Here is a 16,232-nt window from a genome sequence, read left to right as displayed (position 1 = left end):
GAGGTGACGAGTACGTATCTCGCCGAGCCCGCGAAGGTGCTGGCCGCCCAGGGCATCGCGCAGTACGCGTGGCTGCTGGTGGCCCTGCCCCTGCTCGGCGCGGCGATCCTGCTGATCGGCGGGCGCCGCACCGACCGATGGGGCCACCTGCTCGGCAGCGCGATGGTGATCGCGGCGTTCGGCTACGGCCTCGCGCTGTTCTTCTCCGTTCTCGGGCTCGACCCCGAGCAGCGGGTCCGCGAGGTGAGCCTGTTCTCGTGGATCCCGGTCGAGGCGCTCAAGGTCGACTTCGGCCTCCGGCTCGACCCGCTGTCGGTCACGTTCGTGCTGCTGATCACCGGTGTGGGTTCGCTGATCCACATCTACTCGATCGGCTACATGAGCCACGACGAGAACCGGCGGAAGTTCTTCGCCTACCTGAACCTGTTCGTCGGCGCCATGCTGATCCTGGTGCTGGGCAACAGCTTCGTGACGCTGTACCTGGGCTGGGAGGGCGTCGGTCTCGCCTCGTACCTGCTGATCTCCTTCTGGCAGTACAAGCCGTCCGCGGCCGAGGCGGCCAAGAAGGCGTTCCTGATGAACCGGGTCGGTGACGTCGGCCTGGCCATCGCGATCTTCCTGATGTTCGCCAACCTGGGCACCACCCAGTACACCGAGGTCTTCGAGCGGGCCGGGGAGCTCTCCGGCGGCGTGGTCCTGGCGATCGCGCTGATGCTGCTGCTCGGTGCCTGCGGCAAGTCCGGCCAGTTCCCGCTGCAGGCGTGGCTCCCGGACGCGATGGAGGGCCCGACCCCGGTCTCCGCCCTCATCCACGCCGCCACCATGGTCACCGCGGGCGTCTACCTGATCGCCCGGGCCAACCCGATCTACGACCTCACCCCGGACGGCCGCCTGGTCGTCACGATCATCGGCGCGATCACGCTGCTGATCGGGTGCGTGATCGGCTGCGCCTACGACGACTTCAAGAAGGTGCTGGCGTACTCCACGGTCAGCCAGATCGGCTACATGATCCTGGCCGTCGGCCTCGGCCCGTTCGGCTACGCGCTGGGCATCATGCACCTGCTCACCCACGGCTTCTTCAAGGCCGGGCTGTTCCTCGGCGCCGGTTCGGTGATGCACGGGATGAACGACGAGGGCAACATCCGGCGGATGGGCGGCCTCGCCAGGAAGATGCCGATCACCTTCGTCACCTGGGGCCTGGGCTACCTTGCGCTGATCGGCTTCCCGTTCCTGTCCGGCTTCTACTCCAAGGACGCCATCATCGAGGCGGCCTTCGGCCAGGAGGGCTGGCGCGGCTGGGTCTTCGGCGGTGCGGCTGTGTTCGGTGCCGCGCTGACGGCCTTCTACATGACCCGCCTGATGCTGCTGGTCTTCTTCGGCGAGAAGCGCTGGGAGAACCTGAAGTCCGCGGACGGCAGGGACTACCACCCGCACGAGTCGCCGAAGTCGATGACCGTCCCGATGATCATCCTGGCCTTCGGCTCGGTGTTCGCGGGCTTCCTGCTCAGCAACGGCGGCCTGCTGTCCGACTGGCTGGCCCCGTCGCTGGGTGAGCTGCAGACCGCCGAGCACGGCGTGCTGCCGCACTCGGTGGTGCCGGTCCTGACGGTGGCGCTGTCCGCGCTCGGCGCGCTCGTCGCCTGGCTGATCTTCGGCCGCAAGTCGGTCCGCGTCCCGGTCGAGCGGCCCGCCGCGTCCTGGCCGGTGCGGGCGGCCCGCGCCGACCTGTACACCAACGCGCTGAACGACTGGCTCGTCGTCAAGCCGAGCCTGCTGCTCACCAGGGCCTTCCTGGTGGTGGACAACAAGGGCGTCGACGGGATCGTCACCGGCACCGCCACGGTGCTCGGCGGCGGCTCCGGCGTGCTGCGCCGGACCCAGACCGGGTTCGTGCGCTCCTACGCCCTGAGCATGCTTGGAGGTTCGGTCCTCGTGATCGCGGCCATGCTGGTGGTGAGGTTCGCGTGAGCAGCGCACTCCTCCTGCCCGCACTCCTTCTGCTGCCCCTGGTCGGCGGTGTCGCGGTTGCGCTGCTGCGCAACAACGACCGGCTGGCCCGGCTGACCGCGCTCGGCTTCTCCCTCGCGGAGCTGGTCCTCGCGGTGTTCGCCTGGATCGCCTTCGACGCGAACGGCGCCCGGCTGCAGCTGACCACCTCGGTGGAGTGGATCCCGCAGTTCGGGGTCAGCTTCGCGCTCGGCGTGGACGGCATCGCCCTGGTGATGATCGCGCTGATCGCCTTCCTGGTGCCGATCGTGATCGGCGCGTCCTGGGAGGAGAAGCTGCCGGAGGGCCGCACCCTCGGCGGGTTCCTCTCGCTGGTCCTGGTGATGGAGACCTTCATGGTCGGCGTCTTCGCCGCCACGGACGTCTTCCTGTTCTACGTCTTCTTCGAGGCGATGCTCATCCCGGCGTACTTCCTGATCGGCCGCTTCGGCGGGCCGCGCAGGACCTACGCGGCGATGAAGTTCTTCCTGTACTCGCTGCTCGGCGGTCTGATCATGCTCGCGTCGGTCATCGGCGTGTACGTGGCCAGCGCCGACGTGCTCGGCAAGGGCACGTTCGAGTGGGCGAAGCTCGCCGAGGTCACCAGGGACCTCTCGCCGACCGCGCAGTTCTGGCTGTTCCTCGGCTTTTTCGTGGCCTTCGCCATCAAGGCGCCGCTGGTCCCGCTGCACACCTGGCTGCCCGACTCGGCCGCGGAGGCCCCGGTCGGCGTCGGTGTGCTGCTCGTCGGCGTGCTGGACAAGGTCGGCACCTTCGGCTTCCTGCGCTACGGCCTCTCGCTGTTCCCCGAGGCCAGCAAGCAGCTCGCGCCGCTGGTCCTGGTGCTCGCCGTGATCGGCATCCTCTACGGCGCCTTCCTGGCCTTCGGCCAGAGCGACATGAAGCGGTTCGTGGCCTTCACCTCGATCGCCCACTTCGGCTTCATCGCGCTGGGCATCTACGCGTTCAGCAGCCAGTCGATCTCCGGCTCGGTGCTGTACATGGTCAACCACGGCATCTCCACCGGCATGCTCTTCCTGGTCGTCGGCATGGTGATGGCGCGCGGTGGCTCCCGCGAGTTCGCCGACTACGGCGGCATGGCCAAGCTGACCCCGGTGCTGGGCGGGCTGTTCCTGGTGGCCGGTCTGTCCTCGCTGGCGCTGCCCGGGACGAACTCCTTCGTGAGCGAGTTCCTGGTGCTGGTCGGGTCCTTCCCGAACGAGCCGGTGTTCACCGTCCTGGCCTCGGTCGGCATGGTGCTCGCCGCGCTGTACGTGCTGCGGGCCTACCAGCAGGTCATGCAGGGCCCGGTGCGCGGGACCGCGCTGGTCGGCCTGGCAGGCGGCCCGGGTTCGGCGACCGACCCGGAGTCGGAAACCTTCAAGTCCAAGATCGCCGACCTCTCCCGCCGCGAGCTGATCGTGCTGGCCCCCCTGGTGGCACTGATCATCGGCCTCGGCGTCTACCCGAAGCCGGTCCTGGACGTGATCACCCCGTCCGTCACGGCGACGATGACCGAGGCCGGCGTGACCGACCCGGTTGTCGCGCAGGAAGGCAACAAGTGACGTGAACGTCCCGATGCTCCTCGCCCAGGTCGAGCAGGTCCAGGTGCCCGACCTGGACTTCCCGGCGATCGCGCCGGTCCTGATCGTGCTCGGCGCCGCCTGCGTTTCCGTGCTGTTCGAGGCGTTCCTGCCGCGGTCGGCGCGCTGGGCCGCCCAGTTCGGGCTCAGCGTGCTCACCCTCGCCGGTGCGGGCGCCGCGCTGCTGGTCTACCTCGGTGACGCCCCGGCGACCGGGGTCACCACGCTGGCCGGCTCCCTGGCCGTGGACAAGCCCGCCCTGTTCCTCTGGGCGACGCTGCTGATCCTCGGCCTCGGCTCGGTGTTCCTGATGGCCGACCGCAGGGTCGAGCCCGGTGGCGCCTTCGCCGCCGACGCCGCGATCCGGCCCGGCACCATCCAGGACCGCGCGCAGGCCACCGCGGTCATGCAGACCGAGGTCTTCCCGCTGGCGCTGTTCTCGCTCGGCGGCATGATGGTCTTCACGGCGTCCAACGACCTGCTGACCATGTTCATCGCCCTCGAGGTGCTGAGCCTGCCGCTGTACCTGATGTGCGGCCTCGCCCGCCGTCGCCGCCTCATCTCGCAGGAGGCGGCGGTCAAGTACTTCCTGCTCGGCGCCTTCGCCTCGGCGTTCTTCCTCTACGGGCTGGCGCTGCTCTACGGCTACGCGGGGTCGATCAAGCTCTCCGCGATCGCCCAGGCGGCAGGTGGTTCCGACCGCTCCGACACGCTGCTGTTCGCCGGTATCGGCCTGCTCGTGGTGGGCCTGCTGTTCAAGGCGGCGGTCGGTCCGTTCCACACCTGGTCCCCGGACGTCTACCAGGGCGCCCCGACCCCGGTCACCGCGTTCATGGGCGCGTGCACCAAGGTCGCGGCCTTCGGCGGCATCCTGCGGGTGTTCTCGGTGGCCTTCGAGACGACCAGCTGGGAGTGGCGCGGCGTGCTCTGGGGCGTCGCCATCGTCTCCATGCTGATCGGCGCGGTCCTGGGCCTGACCCAGACCGACATCAAGCGGATGGTCGCTTACTCCTCGGTGGCGCACGCGGGCTTCCTGCTGATCGGGTCGATCGCGCTCACCGAAGAGGGCCGTGCTGCCACGCTGTTCTACCTGCTCACCTACGGCTTCACCACGCTGTCGGTGTTCGCGGTGATCAGCCTGGTCCGCGACGCGAACGGGGAGGCGACGCAGATCAGCTCCTGGGCCGGTCTCGCCAAGCGCTCCCCGGTGGTGGCCGGCATCTTCACGGTGCTGCTGCTCGCCCTCGCCGGTATCCCGTTCACCAGCGGCTTCGTCGGCAAGTTCGTGGTGTTCTCGGCCGCGCTCGCCGACGGCATGGCCCCGCTGGTGGTGATCGCGCTGCTGGCCAGTGCCGTCGCCGCGTTCTTCTACCTGCGGATCATCGTGCTGATGTACATGCGCGAGCCGGAGGAGGACGGCCCGACGGTGAGCCTGCCGGGCGTGCCCACCACCATCACCATCGCTCTCGGTGTCGCCGTGACCGTCCTGCTCGGGGTGTTCCCCTCGGCCGTGCTGGACTGGTCGGTCGTGGGGGCGTTCGTCTCCTAGCCGAATCCCTGGAGGAGCCCGCGGACGCCCGTTCGTCCGCGGGCTTTTTCACGCCAATTCCCTGCTTGTTTCGCCCGTGTTGGGGAAGTCATACCGCGTTATGTGCCCGTGGGTGCCACGGGTCGAGCCCCGCTACGTAGGCTTCGGTTGTGACCACGAGTGAGCACGCCCGCCTCGGCCGGGACCGGGACGCCAGTTCGGTGCTGACCGACCCCGGGCTCGCCGCGTCAGTACAGGTCGGTCTGGAGCGGGTGGAACGGCTGCTGCACACAGTCGTGCAGAGCGACTTCGAGTTCGTCACCGAGGCGTCGCTGCACCTCGTCGAGGCGGGGGGCAAGCGCATCCGTCCGCTGTTCACCCTGCTCGCGGCCAACTTCGGCGACGCCGACCAGGACGACGTGGTGACCGCGGCGGCCGTGGTGGAGCTGATCCACCTCGCGACGCTGTACCACGACGACGTGATGGACGAGGCGACGATGCGCCGCGGGGCCGTCAGCGCCAACGCCCGCTGGGACAACGCGGTCGCGATCCTCACCGGTGACTTCCTGTTCGCGCACGCCTCCAAGCTGGTCGCCGGCCTCGGCACGGAGGCCGCGGAGATCATCGCGGTGACGTTCGGTGAGCTCGTCACCGGCCAGATGCGCGAGACGGTCGGCCCGAAGCCGGGGCAGGACCTGGTCGAGCACTACCTGAAGGTGATCGCCGAGAAGACCGGCTCGCTGATCGCCACCGCCGGCCGCTACGGGGCGATGTTCTCCGGCGCCGACGAGAAGACGATCGTGGCGCTGCAGCGCTACGGCGAGATCATCGGCACCGCGTTCCAGATCTCCGACGACATCATCGACATCGCCTCGCCCTCGTCCGCGTCCGGCAAGACCCCGGGAACCGACCTGCGCGAGGGCGTCAAGACGCTGCCGATGCTCTACGCGCTGGAGGAGCAGGGTCCGCGCGGTGAGCGCCTGCGGGAGCTGCTGGCCGCCCCGATCACCGAGGACCACCTGGTGACCGAGGCCCTGGAGCTGCTGCGCGAGTCCGAAGGGCTCGAACGCGCCAGGAAGACCCTCTTCGGCTACGCCGACGAGGCCAGGGCCGAGCTGGCCTACCTGCCCGCGTGTCCGGCCAAGACGGCGCTGGAGGGGCTGGCCGACTACGTGGTGGACCGCAGCAAGTAGCTACTTGGTCTGGGCGGTCTCCTCGGGGACCTCGATGACGACCGCCTCGGGTACCACTGTGCTCTCGTAGCGGGCGATCCTGCGCCTGCTCCGGTGCGCCGCGAGCGCGCCGTCCACGGTGAACAGCGCCAGTGCCGCCCAGACCAGCCCGAAGCCGAGCCAGCGCTCCGGCGGCATCGGCTCGTGCAGGACGAACAGGCCCCACGCGAACTGCAGGATCGGCGCGAGGTACTGCAGGGCGCCGAGGGTGACCAGCCGCAGCCGCTGCGCCGACGCGCCGAACATCAGCAACGGCACGATCGTCACCGGACCCGCGGAGATCAGCAGCACCGCGTGCCAGAACCCGTGCTGGCCGAACGTCCCCGTGCCCGCGACGCCCAGCCAGATCAGGTAACCGGCGGCGATCGGGCCCAGCACGACGCTCTCCGCGGTCAGGCTCGTCGCCGAGTCCATCGGCACCGTCTTCTTGATCAGGCCGTAGACCCCGAAGGACGTGGCGAGCACCAGCGCGATCACCGGCACCGACGCGGACTTCATGGTCAGCACGACCACGGCGACGGCGGCGACGACCACCGCGGTCCACTGGGCGGGGCGCAACCGCTCGTTCAGGACCGCTACCCCGAGCACCACGCTCACCAGCGGGTTGATGAAGTAACCGAGCGCTGTCTCGGTCACCTGACCGGATGTCACTCCGTAGATGTATGTTCCCCAGTTGATCGCAATCAGCACCGCCGCCGCGGACACCAGCCACCAGGAGCGCGCCGACAGGCCGCGCAGCTGCGCCCAGCGGCCGAACAGCAGCAGCCCGCCGAGGAGGAAGACCATGGTCCAGGCGATGCGATGAGCCAGGATCTCCACCGAGCCCGCAGGTCCGAGCAGGGGCCAGAAGATCGGGAAGAGGCCCCACAGCGTGTAGGCGCCCACGCCGAACGCGAGTCCGGAGGCGGTCCCGGAGGGCCTTGGGGAGGGTGGAACGGCCATCGAGTCCGCTGAGGTGGTCATCGATGGCACCCGAATGAGTTTACGCTGGGCGCGATGAGCGAGACAGACGCGTTCATCACACGGTGAGGAGGTCCCAGGCGGTGTCGTCCCTGTTCGGGCAGGTGTGGCTGTACAGCCTGCTCGCGTTCCTGGTCGGAGCCGGAGTCACCTGGCTGCTGTTCGTCCGGCCCGCCCACCGCAGACTCGCCGAGCTGGAGGACAAGCTCGTCCGCGTCGAACTGGCGAGAGCCAAGAACGCCGCGTCCTCTCTGCGCCCGCCGGTGTACAACGCGCCGCCGCCGCCGCTGCCGCAGCGGCCGGAGCCGGTCGAGCAACAGCTGGTCGACCCCGTCTTCGCCGACCCGGTGCCGACCCAGGTCGTCGAGCCCGCGCCGCCCGTGCAGCCGGAGGAGGTCCGCGCCGAGGCCGCCGACGCCGACGCCGAGCCGGTGCAGCCGGAGCCCGCGCACGACGAGACGGCCCGCATCGACATGCCGACCGCCAAGGTCGACCGTCGCGAGCCCACGCCGACGCTGTCCGACATCCCGCCCGCGCCCACCGAGTACCTGGAGCAGCTCCAGCGCCAGCGCGAGGCCGAGCAGGCAGAGGCCGCCGCGAATGCCGAGCAGGAGCAGGAGCCGCTGTTCTTCGAGGCCACCACGCCGCCCATGGGCATCAGCCAGGCCGCCATCCAGCAGGAGCTGCGCGCGGCCGGTGCCGCCGACGAGCACGCCGAGCGGCCCCGGCCCAGCGCGGCCCCGCGCTCCACCCAGCCGACCGCTCCGCCCGAGGTCGACCCGATGGAGATGGAGCTGGCCGACCACACGCCGACCGCTCTGATCCCCAGGGTGGAGTGGCGTGGTGGCTACCCCGACTCCGCCAAGCCCGCCGGGGACGCCGCCGACGACGTCGACGTGGACGACCCGAACGCGGGTGCTGCCCAGAGCCCCGCCGCCGACTGCGAGCCGGAGCGCGCCGAGGTGGACGAGTTCGCGCAGCGCGAGCAGGCCGCACTCCCGGCCGCCCACCAGCAGGCCCCGGAGCCCGAGCCTCCACAGCGCCAGGTCGCCCTCAGCCGGGGCTCCGCCGCGGGACGCATCGTCGAGCCGGAAGCGGCGCCCCAGCCGACCGACGCGCAGCCGACCGCCGTGCAGCCGGAAGTCGCCCCGGAGCCGGCCACTCCGGCGCAGCCGACCGTGGCCCAGCAGGAAGCTCAGCCCCACGAGGACCCGCGGTCCCAGGAGCCCAGTACCGAGGCGCAGCCGCAGCCCACGCAGGCTCTGCCCGCCGAGCCGGACCGCGCCGAGGCCCTGCGCGCGGAGGCGAACCGGCGTGAGGCCGAACTCCGCAAGCTCCAGGAGCAGCAGCCCGCCCAGCCGGACCGCACCCGTTCGCTGTTCGAACCCGTTGTGGACCCCGACAGCGCCCCGGCCTCTCCGAACGGCAACCACCCCGGGAACTGACGCCACAACGACAAGGGCCCCGCTCACGCCGAGCGGGGCCCTTGTCGTCGTCCGAGCGCGGTCAGTCCGCGATGACCGTCCAGGTGTCCTTGCCGCGCAGCAGCGCGTCCAGGTCGGCAGGCTTGGCCTCCTTGGCCGAGGCGACCTGCTCGCGGGCCAGGTCGTCGTAGGTCGGCCGCTGCACCTGCCGGAACACACCGGTCACCGTGTGCTCCAGGTCCTGACCACCCAGGCGGGACAGCGCGAACGCGTAGGACGGGTCCTCCAGCGTCGCGTCGTGCACCACGAGCGCGTCCTCGCCGACCTCGGCGACCTTGCGCACCGCGAACGCGCCGGTCTTCGCGTCCCGGACCACGCCGTACTCGCCGTCGGCGCCGAACCGGATCGGCTCGCCGTGGGCCAGCGGGATGATCCGCCGCTCCCGCTCGCCCGGCTCCTTGAGCACGTCGAACGCGCCGTCGTTGAAGATCGGGCAGTTCTGGTAGATCTCCACCACCGCGGTGCCCCGGTGCTGGGCAGCCGCGCGCAGCACCTCGGTGACGCCCTTGCGGTCGGAGTCCATCGCCCGCGCCACGAAGGTGGCCTCGGCGCCGATGGCCAGCGAGATCGGGTTGAACGGGTGGTCGAGCGAGCCCATCGGGGTGGACTTGGTGACCTTGCCGACCTCCGAGGTCGGCGAGTACTGGCCCTTGGTGAGCCCGTAGATCCGGTTGTTGAACAACAGGACCTTCAGGTTCACGTTGCGGCGCAGCATGTGGATCAGGTGGTTGCCGCCGATGGACAGCGCGTCGCCGTCACCGGTGACCACCCACACCGACAGGTCCGGCCGCGCGGTCGCGAGACCGGTCGCGATCGCCGGGGCACGCCCGTGGATGGAGTGCACGCCGTAGGTGTTCATGTAGTACGGGAACCGCGAGGAACAGCCGATGCCGGAGACGAAGACGACGTTCTCCCGCTTCAGGCCCAGTTCGGGCATGAAGCTCTGCACCGCGTTGAGGATGATGTAGTCCCCGCAGCCGGGGCACCAGCGGACCTCCTGGTCGGACTTGTAGTCCTTGGCGGTCTGCTTCTCGTCGGTGGTCGGAACGCCCTCCAGGCCACCGATCGTGGGAAGACCCAGCTCGATCGTCATGCCTGAACCCCCTGCACGATCTCGATGAACACGTCCTGCAGCTCTTCGGCCTTGTACGGCAGCCCGGAGACCTTGGTGTGGCTGATGACGTCCACCAGGTACTTGGCCCGCAGCAGCAACGCGAGCTGGCCGAGGTTCATCTCCGGCACGACGACCTTGCGGTAGCCGCGCAGGACCTCGCCGAGGTTGCCGGGGAACGGGTTGAGGTGCCGCAGGTGCGCGTGCGCGATCTTCATGCCCTGCCTGCGGACCCGGCGGCACGCGGCGCCGATCGGACCATAGGTGGAGCCCCAGCCCAGCACGAGCACGTCGGCCGCGCCGCTCGGGTCCTCGACCTCGATGTCCGGGACCGCGACGCCGTCGATCTTGGCCTGGCGCAGCCGGACCATCTTGTCGTGGTTGTCCGGGTCGTAGGAGATGTTGCCCTTGCCGTCGGCCTTCTCCAGACCGCCGATCCGGTGCTCCAACCCGGGGGTGCCCGGCACCGCCCACGCGCGCGCCAGCGTCTCCGGATCGCGCACGTACGGCCAGAACTCGCCGGAGCCGTCCGGTGCGTTGGGCTCGGCGGCGAACTCCACCCGCAGGTCGGGCAGGTCCGCCGTGGTCGGGATCAGCCACGGCTCGGAACCGTTGGCGATGTAGCCGTCGGAGAGCAGCATCACCGGCGTGCGGTAGGTCAGCGCGATCTTCGCCGCCTCCAGCGTCGCCGCGAAGCAGTCCGCCGGGGTGGACGGCGCGATCACCGGCAGCGGCGCCTCGCCGTTGCGGCCGAACATCGCCTGCAGCAGGTCGGCCTGCTCGGTCTTGGTCGGCAGACCGGTGGAGGGGCCACCGCGCTGCACGGCGACGACCAGCAGCGGCAGCTCCGTCATCACCGCCAGGCCGATGGTCTCCGACTTCAGCGCGACACCGGGGCCCGAGGTGGTGGTGACGCCGAGCGCCCCGCCGTAGGAGGCCCCGAGCGCGGCGCCGATGGCGGCGATCTCGTCCTCCGCCTGGAAGGTCGTCACGCCGAAGTTCTTGTGCTTGGACAGCTCGTGCAGGATGTCCGAGGCCGGGGTGATCGGGTAGGTGCCCAGGAACACCGGCAGCTCGGAGCGCTGCCCCGCGGCCACGATCCCGTACGCCAGCGCGGTGTTGCCGGTGATCTGGCGGTAGGTGCCCGGGTTCAGCTTGGCGGGGGCGACCTCGTAGGTGACCGCGAAGGCCTCGGTGGTCTCGCCGTAGTTCCACCCGGTGCGGAAGGCCAGCACGTTGGCCTCGGCGATGTCGGGCTTCTTGGCGAACTTCTCCCGCAGGAAGCGCTCGGTGCCCTCGGTCGGCCGGTGGTACATCCAGGACAGCAGGCCGAGCGCGAACATGTTCTTGGCCCGCTCGGCGTCCTTCTTGGACAGGCCGGTCGGCTCCAGCGCGCTGCGGGTCAGGGTCGCCATCGCGACCTTGTGCACCTGGAACTCCTCCAGCGAGCCGTCCTCGAGCGGGTCGGAGCCGTAGCCGACCTTGGACAGGGCGCGCTTGGAGAACTCGTCGGTGTTGACGATCAGGATGCCGCCGGGCGGCAGGTCGGCGATGTTCGCCTTGAGCGCCGCGGGGTTCATCGCCACCAGCACGTCGGGCCGGTCGCCGGGGGTGAGGATGTCGTAGTCGGCGAAGTGCAGCTGGAAGCTGGACACGCCGGGCAGGGTCCCCGCTGGCGCCCGGATCTCCGCCGGGAAGTTGGGCAGCGTCGCGAGGTCGTTGCCGAACGCGGCCGCCTCCGAGGTGAACCGGTCACCGGTCAGCTGCATGCCGTCGCCGGAGTCACCTGCGAACCGGATGACGACGCGGTCGAGCTTGCGGATCTCGGTTTCGCGTCCCGGGGTGCTGACGCTCATAGGGTGGCGGTCCCTCTCTCACAGGGTTCGCGGAGCCTGCGGCCCGCACTGGATTCAGGGACCCCGTCCCGGTCGATGGACACGCGCAACGGACCCTGCTGCCCCCGAGGGTAGTCCTGCCTTACTTGGGCGTTGTAAGCCCGGTTACCGCCCGGTGACACTGTGGTCAACGGTAAGTTCCAGCACTTTCCTGAATCGATTGAGGAAACCCAGATCACACTCGAGGTTCCCGAGGAGTAGGAAGCCTCAGCTCCGCGAGATCCGCCCCTTGAGCGCGGCCAGCCGCGCGGCGAACGCCGGGCTGTCCATCGACGCGATCTGCGGCACGAGCTCGGTCTCCACAGCGTCGGCGTGTTCGCCGAGACTCGCCGTGGTCCGCATCGACGATTTCGTTGTCACGGCGAGGTCCCTGGGCGCGGACGCGGCCTGTTCCGCCAGCGCCGCGGCAGCGGCGACGGCGTCCTCGGCGCGGCTCCAGACCAGCCCGTGCCGCACGGCCGCGTCGGCGTCCAGGATCTCGCCGAACAGCACCATCGCCTTCGCCGTCTGAGGTCCGGCGAGGCGCTGGAGCATCCACGTCATCCCGCCGCCGGGGTGGATGCCCAGGTTCAGGAACCGCGCGTCGAAGCGCGCCTTCGGTCCCGCGATCCGGACGTCGCAGGCGAGCGCCAGGTTCAGCCCGGCGCCGACCGCGGCCCCGTTCACCGCGGCGACCGTCGGCAGCGAGCAGTTCGCGACCGACAGGAAGCCGCGGTAGATCCGCCGCAGCCCCTCCTCTCGGGACTCGCCGAGCTGCGTCAGGTCTGCCCCGGCGCAGAACGCGGGCGGGGCCCCGGTCACCACGAGCGCCCCGACCCCTGGATCCGCCTCGCACGCGGCAACGGTGTCGGCGAGCGCCTGCGACAGGTCCAGGGTGAGCGCGTTGCGCCGCTCCGGATCGCTGACCGTCACCACCGCGACGGCTCCCCGTCGCTCCAAGATCACCTCGCCGCTCATGGGCGCGATTATCGCTCCAGAGCCGCGCGCACCACGCGAACGGCTTCCTCCGGGTCGATCCCGAAGGCCCGGACCTTCGCCGCGTAGTCCTGGGCCGCGCGCTGGATCGCCGCCTGGCTGTGCCCGCCGACCGCGCTGACGAACGTGCCGTTGCGCCCGCGCGTCTCGATCAGGCCAGCCTCTTCGAGTTCGCGGTAGGCGCGCGCCACGGTGTTGACCGCCAGCCCCAGTTCCGCTGCGAGCTTGCGCACCGTGGGGAGCCGGGTGCCCACGGCCACCGTGCGGTCGGTGATCTGCCGGGCGAGCTGCGCGCGGAGCTGTTCGAAGGGCGGAACCGAGGACGTCGCGTCGATGCTGATGTCGACCACCGTTCAGCCTCCCGTCTTGGGCGTCGCCGGGCGCTCCAGCAACGTGGACAGCACCACCGTGGAAACCGTCCGGTCGATGAAGTCCACCGCGCGCAGGCGCTCCAGCGCGGTTTCCATGTGGTGGATGCTCGCCGCGCGCAGGTGCACGATCGCGTCCGCCGAGCCCGAGACCGTGTAGGCGGCCTTCACCTCCGCCAGCGGCTCCAGCCCCGCGCGCAGCGTCCCCGGCCTGATGTTGCCGTGGCAGTGCACCTCGACGAACGCCTCCGTCCCCCATCCGAGTGCTTCCGGGTCCACCACCGCGGTGAACCCCCGCAACACCCCCGCGTCCAGCAGCTTGTCCACCCGCCGCTTCACCGCGGGAGCCGACAGTCCGACGGTCGAGCCGATCTCGGCGTAGCTCGATCGAGCGTCTGCCACGAGGCACGAAATGATTCGATGGTCAATCGAGTCCATACGCAACATTCTGCCGTTTACTCGGCATGAAGCGGCGTTGATCGATGGTCTGTTCGCCACTTAGATTTCGAATCATGTCGTCCGCCGTTGAGGTCCGCCCCGAGTCCGGGGCCAGCGCGCTCGCCGCCGCCCGCACGCCCACCACCCGGCGCTACCTCATGTGCGCCCCCAAGTTCTTCACCGTCGAGTACGCGATCAACCCGTGGATGGACCCCAGCGAACCGGTGAGCACGGAGCGTGCGCTGGAGCAGTGGGCGGAGCTGAAGCGGACCTACGAGAGCCTCGGCCACGTCGTCGAGGAGATCGAGCCGCAGCCCGGCCTGCCCGACATGGTCTTCGCCGCCAACTCCGGAACCGTCGTGCACGGCCGCGTCCTCGGCGCCCGCTTCCGCGCTCCCGAGCGCGCGGGTGAGGCCGAGTTCTACCGTCGCTGGTTCCTCGAGCACGGCTTCCGCGACGTGGTCATGCCGACCAACATCAACGAGGCCGAGGGCGACTTCGCGTGGAGCGGGCGCGTCCTGCTCGCGGGCACCGGCTTCCGCACCGACCCCGGCGCGCACGCGGAGGCGCAGGAGGTGCTCGGCGTCCCCGTCGTGTCGCTGAAGCTCGTCGACCCGCGCTACTACCACCTCGACACCGCGCTCACCGTCCTCGACGACGACCGCGACAACCCGCTCGTCACGTACTACCCGGCCGCCTTCTCGCCCGGTTCGCAGCGCGTGCTCGAGTTGTTGTTCCCCGACGCCGTCCTCGCCACCGAGGCCGACGCCGCGTGCCTCGGCCTCAACGGTGTCTCCGACGGCTACAACGTCGTACTGCCCGTCGAGGCCACCGTGCTCGGCACCGCGCTCGAAGCCCGCGGGTTCCGCGCGCACTACGTCGACATCTCCGAACTCCGCAAGTCCGGCGGCGGCCCCAAGTGCTGCACCATGGAAATCCGCGCCTGATCCGACGACAAGCGACCCCCGGCGAGTTCATCGCCGGGGGTCTTTTTCGCTCATTCAGGCATACGGCTTCATCTCCGTGTGAAGCCCTTGTTCCCACGGGCGGCTCCGTGGTTGTTTTCCGGATGAGGGTTTGACAATTGCTGTCGAATGTGATTTCTGCGCGCGTCGCGGATTAAATGCGGAGGCTTTGGTGAAGATGAGAGTGCTGTCTGCTGCGCTCGTCCTGTGTGCTGCGGCGGTCGGGCTGACCGGCACCGCGCACGCTGCCGAGGCCGATCGGGTTGCCGCTGCGCGGACTGCCACCGCGCTGATCGACCCCGCCGACTGCGACCTGCGCCCCGATTTCTTGATGATCTTCATCAAGGACGCGCCCGAGCGGTGCTTCGCCAACGCGGGCACCTTGGTGGTGAACATCTACGACGTGATGATGGTCGAATCCGGTAACAACAGCGTGCGAATCACCTACAAGACCCTCCAGGGGCGAGAGTCCTCGATCAGCTTGGACGTGTTCGGCCGGGAGGCCTTCTGGCCGCCGGTCGCCGTGACGAAGATCGAGATCTTCTGACTCCGCGCCGGTGCGGAATTTCCTCCACCTGCGATTGTGCGCATTCGAGTTCGGAGGATTGTGTGAAGACGAGGACATTGTCTGCTGCGCTCGTGCTGTGTGCGGCCGCGATCGGGCTGACCGGTACCGCGCACGCGACCCAGGCTGACCGGGCCGCCGCTGCGAGGATCGACCTCGTCAACTGCCTCGATGGCAACGACTTCTTGGAGATCACCGTCACGCAGAAGCGCACGTTCTGCTTTGCCAACGCGGGTGTCGTGGACGTGTCGATCCCCGACGTGTAGTTGGTCGATACCAACAACAACCGCGTTCGGGTCACCCACACGACCAAGGCGGGTCAGCGGGGCGAGGCTGACTTGTCGACGTTCACCGCTTACGGCTTTCCGGATCTCATCACCGTGACCAGGATCCAGATCTTCTGATTCCACGGGGCGTGACGGCCTGCTGTCGGCTCGACCACGCGAAGCCCCGCCGAGCTGGTCGGCGGGGCTTCACGGATCTCTGATCAGCGGGTGACGTCGTAGACCAGCTTCTGGACGCCGTTGCCGTAGGACTCGCTCTCGACCAGCTTGAGGCTCTGCTTGTCCTTGTCGGTCTCGCTGAACAGCCGCTTGCCCGCGCCCAGCAGGACCGGGAAGACGAGCAGGTGGTAGCGGTCGATCAGGCCGGCGTCGGAAAGATCGCGGTTCAGCGCGGCGCTGCCGTGCACGATGATCGGCCCGCCTTCGGTCCGCTTGAGCGCGGCGACGTCGTCGAGGGACCGCAGGATCGTGGTCTCGCCCCAGTTGGCGACCAGGTCCTCCTCCTTCAGCGTCGTCGACACGACGTACTTCGGCATCGCGTTGTAGCCGGGGAACTCCTCGGTCATGTCCGGCCACACCGGGGAGAACGCCTGGTAGCTGACGCGGCCCAGCAGCATCGCGGTGGCCTGCTCCTGCTCGCGGCTCTTGAGCTCGTAGGCGGTCGGGTCGAACTCGATGCCCTGGAAGGTCCAGCCCGAGTTGCGGTAGCCGGGCTCCCCGCCGGGGCCTTCCACGACGCCGTCGAGCGAGATGAACGCGGTGGAGATCAGGGTGCGCATGGGGTGCTCCTTGCTTTGTCGGACCTGCTGTCACCAGAGCGTCGAACGGGCACCCGACGGAATCGACACCTCGCGCCGA

At 69.5% G+C, this 16,232-nt stretch carries 15 protein-coding genes; 8 read left to right on the top strand and 7 right to left on the bottom strand.

Going from position 1 to position 16,232, the window contains the following annotated elements; translation table 11 throughout:
* The first annotated feature begins 3 nt into the window (after positions 1-3).
* From nuoL to BLT28_RS25625, 4 genes are all read left to right on the top strand, one after another.
* The gene (gene nuoL / locus BLT28_RS25640; protein ID WP_030427336.1) at positions 4-1,968 is read left to right on the top strand and encodes an NADH-quinone oxidoreductase subunit L; all 1,965 of its coding nucleotides are present in this window, start codon (positions 4-6) and stop codon (positions 1,966-1,968) included.
* Positions 1,965-3,551, top strand: coding sequence for an NADH-quinone oxidoreductase subunit M (locus tag BLT28_RS25635; RefSeq protein ID WP_030427337.1), 1,587 nt, complete (start codon positions 1,965-1,967; stop codon positions 3,549-3,551). The genes nuoL and BLT28_RS25635 overlap by 4 nt, the downstream gene beginning before the upstream one ends.
* 13 nt (positions 3,552-3,564) lie before the next feature.
* Positions 3,565-5,118, top strand: a complete 1,554-nt coding sequence (nuoN, locus tag BLT28_RS25630) for an NADH-quinone oxidoreductase subunit NuoN (protein ID WP_030427338.1) — start codon at positions 3,565-3,567, stop codon at positions 5,116-5,118.
* 149 nt (positions 5,119-5,267) lie between these two features.
* Complete coding sequence (locus tag BLT28_RS25625; protein WP_081900022.1) at positions 5,268-6,290, top strand: polyprenyl synthetase family protein; 1,023 nt, start codon at positions 5,268-5,270, stop codon at positions 6,288-6,290.
* Here the strand turns inward: BLT28_RS25625 and rarD are convergent, their stop codons facing one another.
* Positions 6,291-7,292 (bottom strand): EamA family transporter RarD, encoded by a 1,002-nt coding sequence (gene rarD, locus BLT28_RS25620; RefSeq protein ID WP_231950419.1) that lies wholly within the window; start codon positions 7,290-7,292, stop codon positions 6,291-6,293.
* Positions 7,293-7,372: 80 nt separating this feature from the next.
* On the opposite strand from rarD, the gene BLT28_RS25615 reads away from it, so the two are divergent.
* Complete coding sequence (locus tag BLT28_RS25615) at positions 7,373-8,734, top strand: hypothetical protein (RefSeq protein WP_030427341.1); 1,362 nt, start codon at positions 7,373-7,375, stop codon at positions 8,732-8,734.
* Positions 8,735-8,795: 61 nt separating this feature from the next.
* Here the strand turns inward: BLT28_RS25615 and BLT28_RS25610 are convergent, their stop codons facing one another.
* The 5 genes from BLT28_RS25610 to BLT28_RS25590 form a co-directional block, all read right to left on the bottom strand.
* Complete coding sequence (locus BLT28_RS25610) at positions 8,796-9,866, bottom strand: 2-oxoacid:ferredoxin oxidoreductase subunit beta (RefSeq protein ID WP_030427342.1); 1,071 nt, start codon at positions 9,864-9,866, stop codon at positions 8,796-8,798.
* Complete coding sequence (locus BLT28_RS25605; RefSeq protein ID WP_030427343.1) at positions 9,863-11,740, bottom strand: 2-oxoacid:acceptor oxidoreductase subunit alpha; 1,878 nt, start codon at positions 11,738-11,740, stop codon at positions 9,863-9,865. The genes BLT28_RS25610 and BLT28_RS25605 overlap by 4 nt, the downstream gene beginning before the upstream one ends.
* A gap of 246 nt (positions 11,741-11,986) precedes the next feature.
* Positions 11,987-12,736: an enoyl-CoA hydratase gene (locus BLT28_RS25600; protein ID WP_030427344.1), complete on the bottom strand. Its 750-nt coding sequence runs from the start codon at positions 12,734-12,736 to the stop codon at positions 11,987-11,989.
* Between the two features lie 8 nt (positions 12,737-12,744).
* Positions 12,745-13,104, bottom strand: a complete 360-nt coding sequence (locus BLT28_RS25595; RefSeq protein WP_030427345.1) for a GntR family transcriptional regulator — start codon at positions 13,102-13,104, stop codon at positions 12,745-12,747.
* A 3-nt stretch (positions 13,105-13,107) separates the two neighbouring features.
* Positions 13,108-13,560, bottom strand: coding sequence for an Lrp/AsnC family transcriptional regulator (locus BLT28_RS25590; RefSeq protein ID WP_030427346.1), 453 nt, complete (start codon positions 13,558-13,560; stop codon positions 13,108-13,110).
* Positions 13,561-13,634: 74 nt separating this feature from the next.
* Between BLT28_RS25590 and ddaH the strand changes: the two genes are divergently transcribed.
* From ddaH to BLT28_RS25575, 3 genes are all read left to right on the top strand, one after another.
* Positions 13,635-14,507, top strand: a complete 873-nt coding sequence (gene ddaH, locus BLT28_RS25585; protein ID WP_197683897.1) for a dimethylargininase — start codon at positions 13,635-13,637, stop codon at positions 14,505-14,507.
* Positions 14,508-14,637: 130 nt separating this feature from the next.
* Positions 14,638-15,072 carry a beta/gamma crystallin domain-containing protein gene (locus BLT28_RS25580; protein WP_156050517.1) on the top strand — a complete coding sequence of 145 codons (435 nt, stop codon included), beginning with the start codon at positions 14,638-14,640 and terminating at the stop codon, positions 15,070-15,072.
* A 62-nt stretch (positions 15,073-15,134) separates the two neighbouring features.
* Positions 15,135-15,356 carry a hypothetical protein gene (locus BLT28_RS25575; RefSeq protein ID WP_156050519.1) on the top strand — a complete coding sequence of 74 codons (222 nt, stop codon included), beginning with the start codon at positions 15,135-15,137 and terminating at the stop codon, positions 15,354-15,356.
* Between the two features lie 221 nt (positions 15,357-15,577).
* Here BLT28_RS25575 and BLT28_RS25570 read toward each other — a convergent pair whose 3' ends face one another.
* Entirely contained in the window at positions 15,578-16,153 is a 576-nt protein-coding gene (locus tag BLT28_RS25570) for a dihydrofolate reductase family protein (RefSeq protein ID WP_030427350.1), read from the bottom strand.
* Positions 16,154-16,232 lie beyond the last annotated feature (79 nt).

Source organism: Allokutzneria albata, assembly GCF_900103775.1.
In the GTDB taxonomy this organism is placed as follows: Bacteria; Actinomycetota; Actinomycetes; order Mycobacteriales; family Pseudonocardiaceae; genus Allokutzneria; species Allokutzneria albata.
This window is presented reverse-complemented; position numbering and strand designations above follow the sequence as displayed.

What these genes read in the sequence shown, in the direction of transcription:
- nuoN (WP_030427338.1), top strand. Translation starts at nt 3,565, where the DNA reads ATGCTCCTCGCCCAGGTCGAGCAGGTCCAGGTGCCCGACCTGGACTTC.
- rarD (WP_231950419.1), bottom strand. Translation starts at nt 7,292, where the DNA reads ATGACCACCTCAGCGGACTCGATGGCCGTTCCACCCTCCCCAAGGCCC.
- BLT28_RS25610 (WP_030427342.1), bottom strand. Translation starts at nt 9,866, where the DNA reads ATGACGATCGAGCTGGGTCTTCCCACGATCGGTGGCCTGGAGGGCGTT.
- BLT28_RS25605 (WP_030427343.1), bottom strand. Translation starts at nt 11,740, where the DNA reads ATGAGCGTCAGCACCCCGGGACGCGAAACCGAGATCCGCAAGCTCGAC.
- BLT28_RS25600 (WP_030427344.1), bottom strand. Translation starts at nt 12,736, where the DNA reads ATGAGCGGCGAGGTGATCTTGGAGCGACGGGGAGCCGTCGCGGTGGTG.
- BLT28_RS25590 (WP_030427346.1), bottom strand. Translation starts at nt 13,560, where the DNA reads ATGGACTCGATTGACCATCGAATCATTTCGTGCCTCGTGGCAGACGCT.
- ddaH (WP_197683897.1), top strand. Translation starts at nt 13,635, where the DNA reads ATGTCGTCCGCCGTTGAGGTCCGCCCCGAGTCCGGGGCCAGCGCGCTC.
- BLT28_RS25570 (WP_030427350.1), bottom strand. Translation starts at nt 16,153, where the DNA reads ATGCGCACCCTGATCTCCACCGCGTTCATCTCGCTCGACGGCGTCGTG.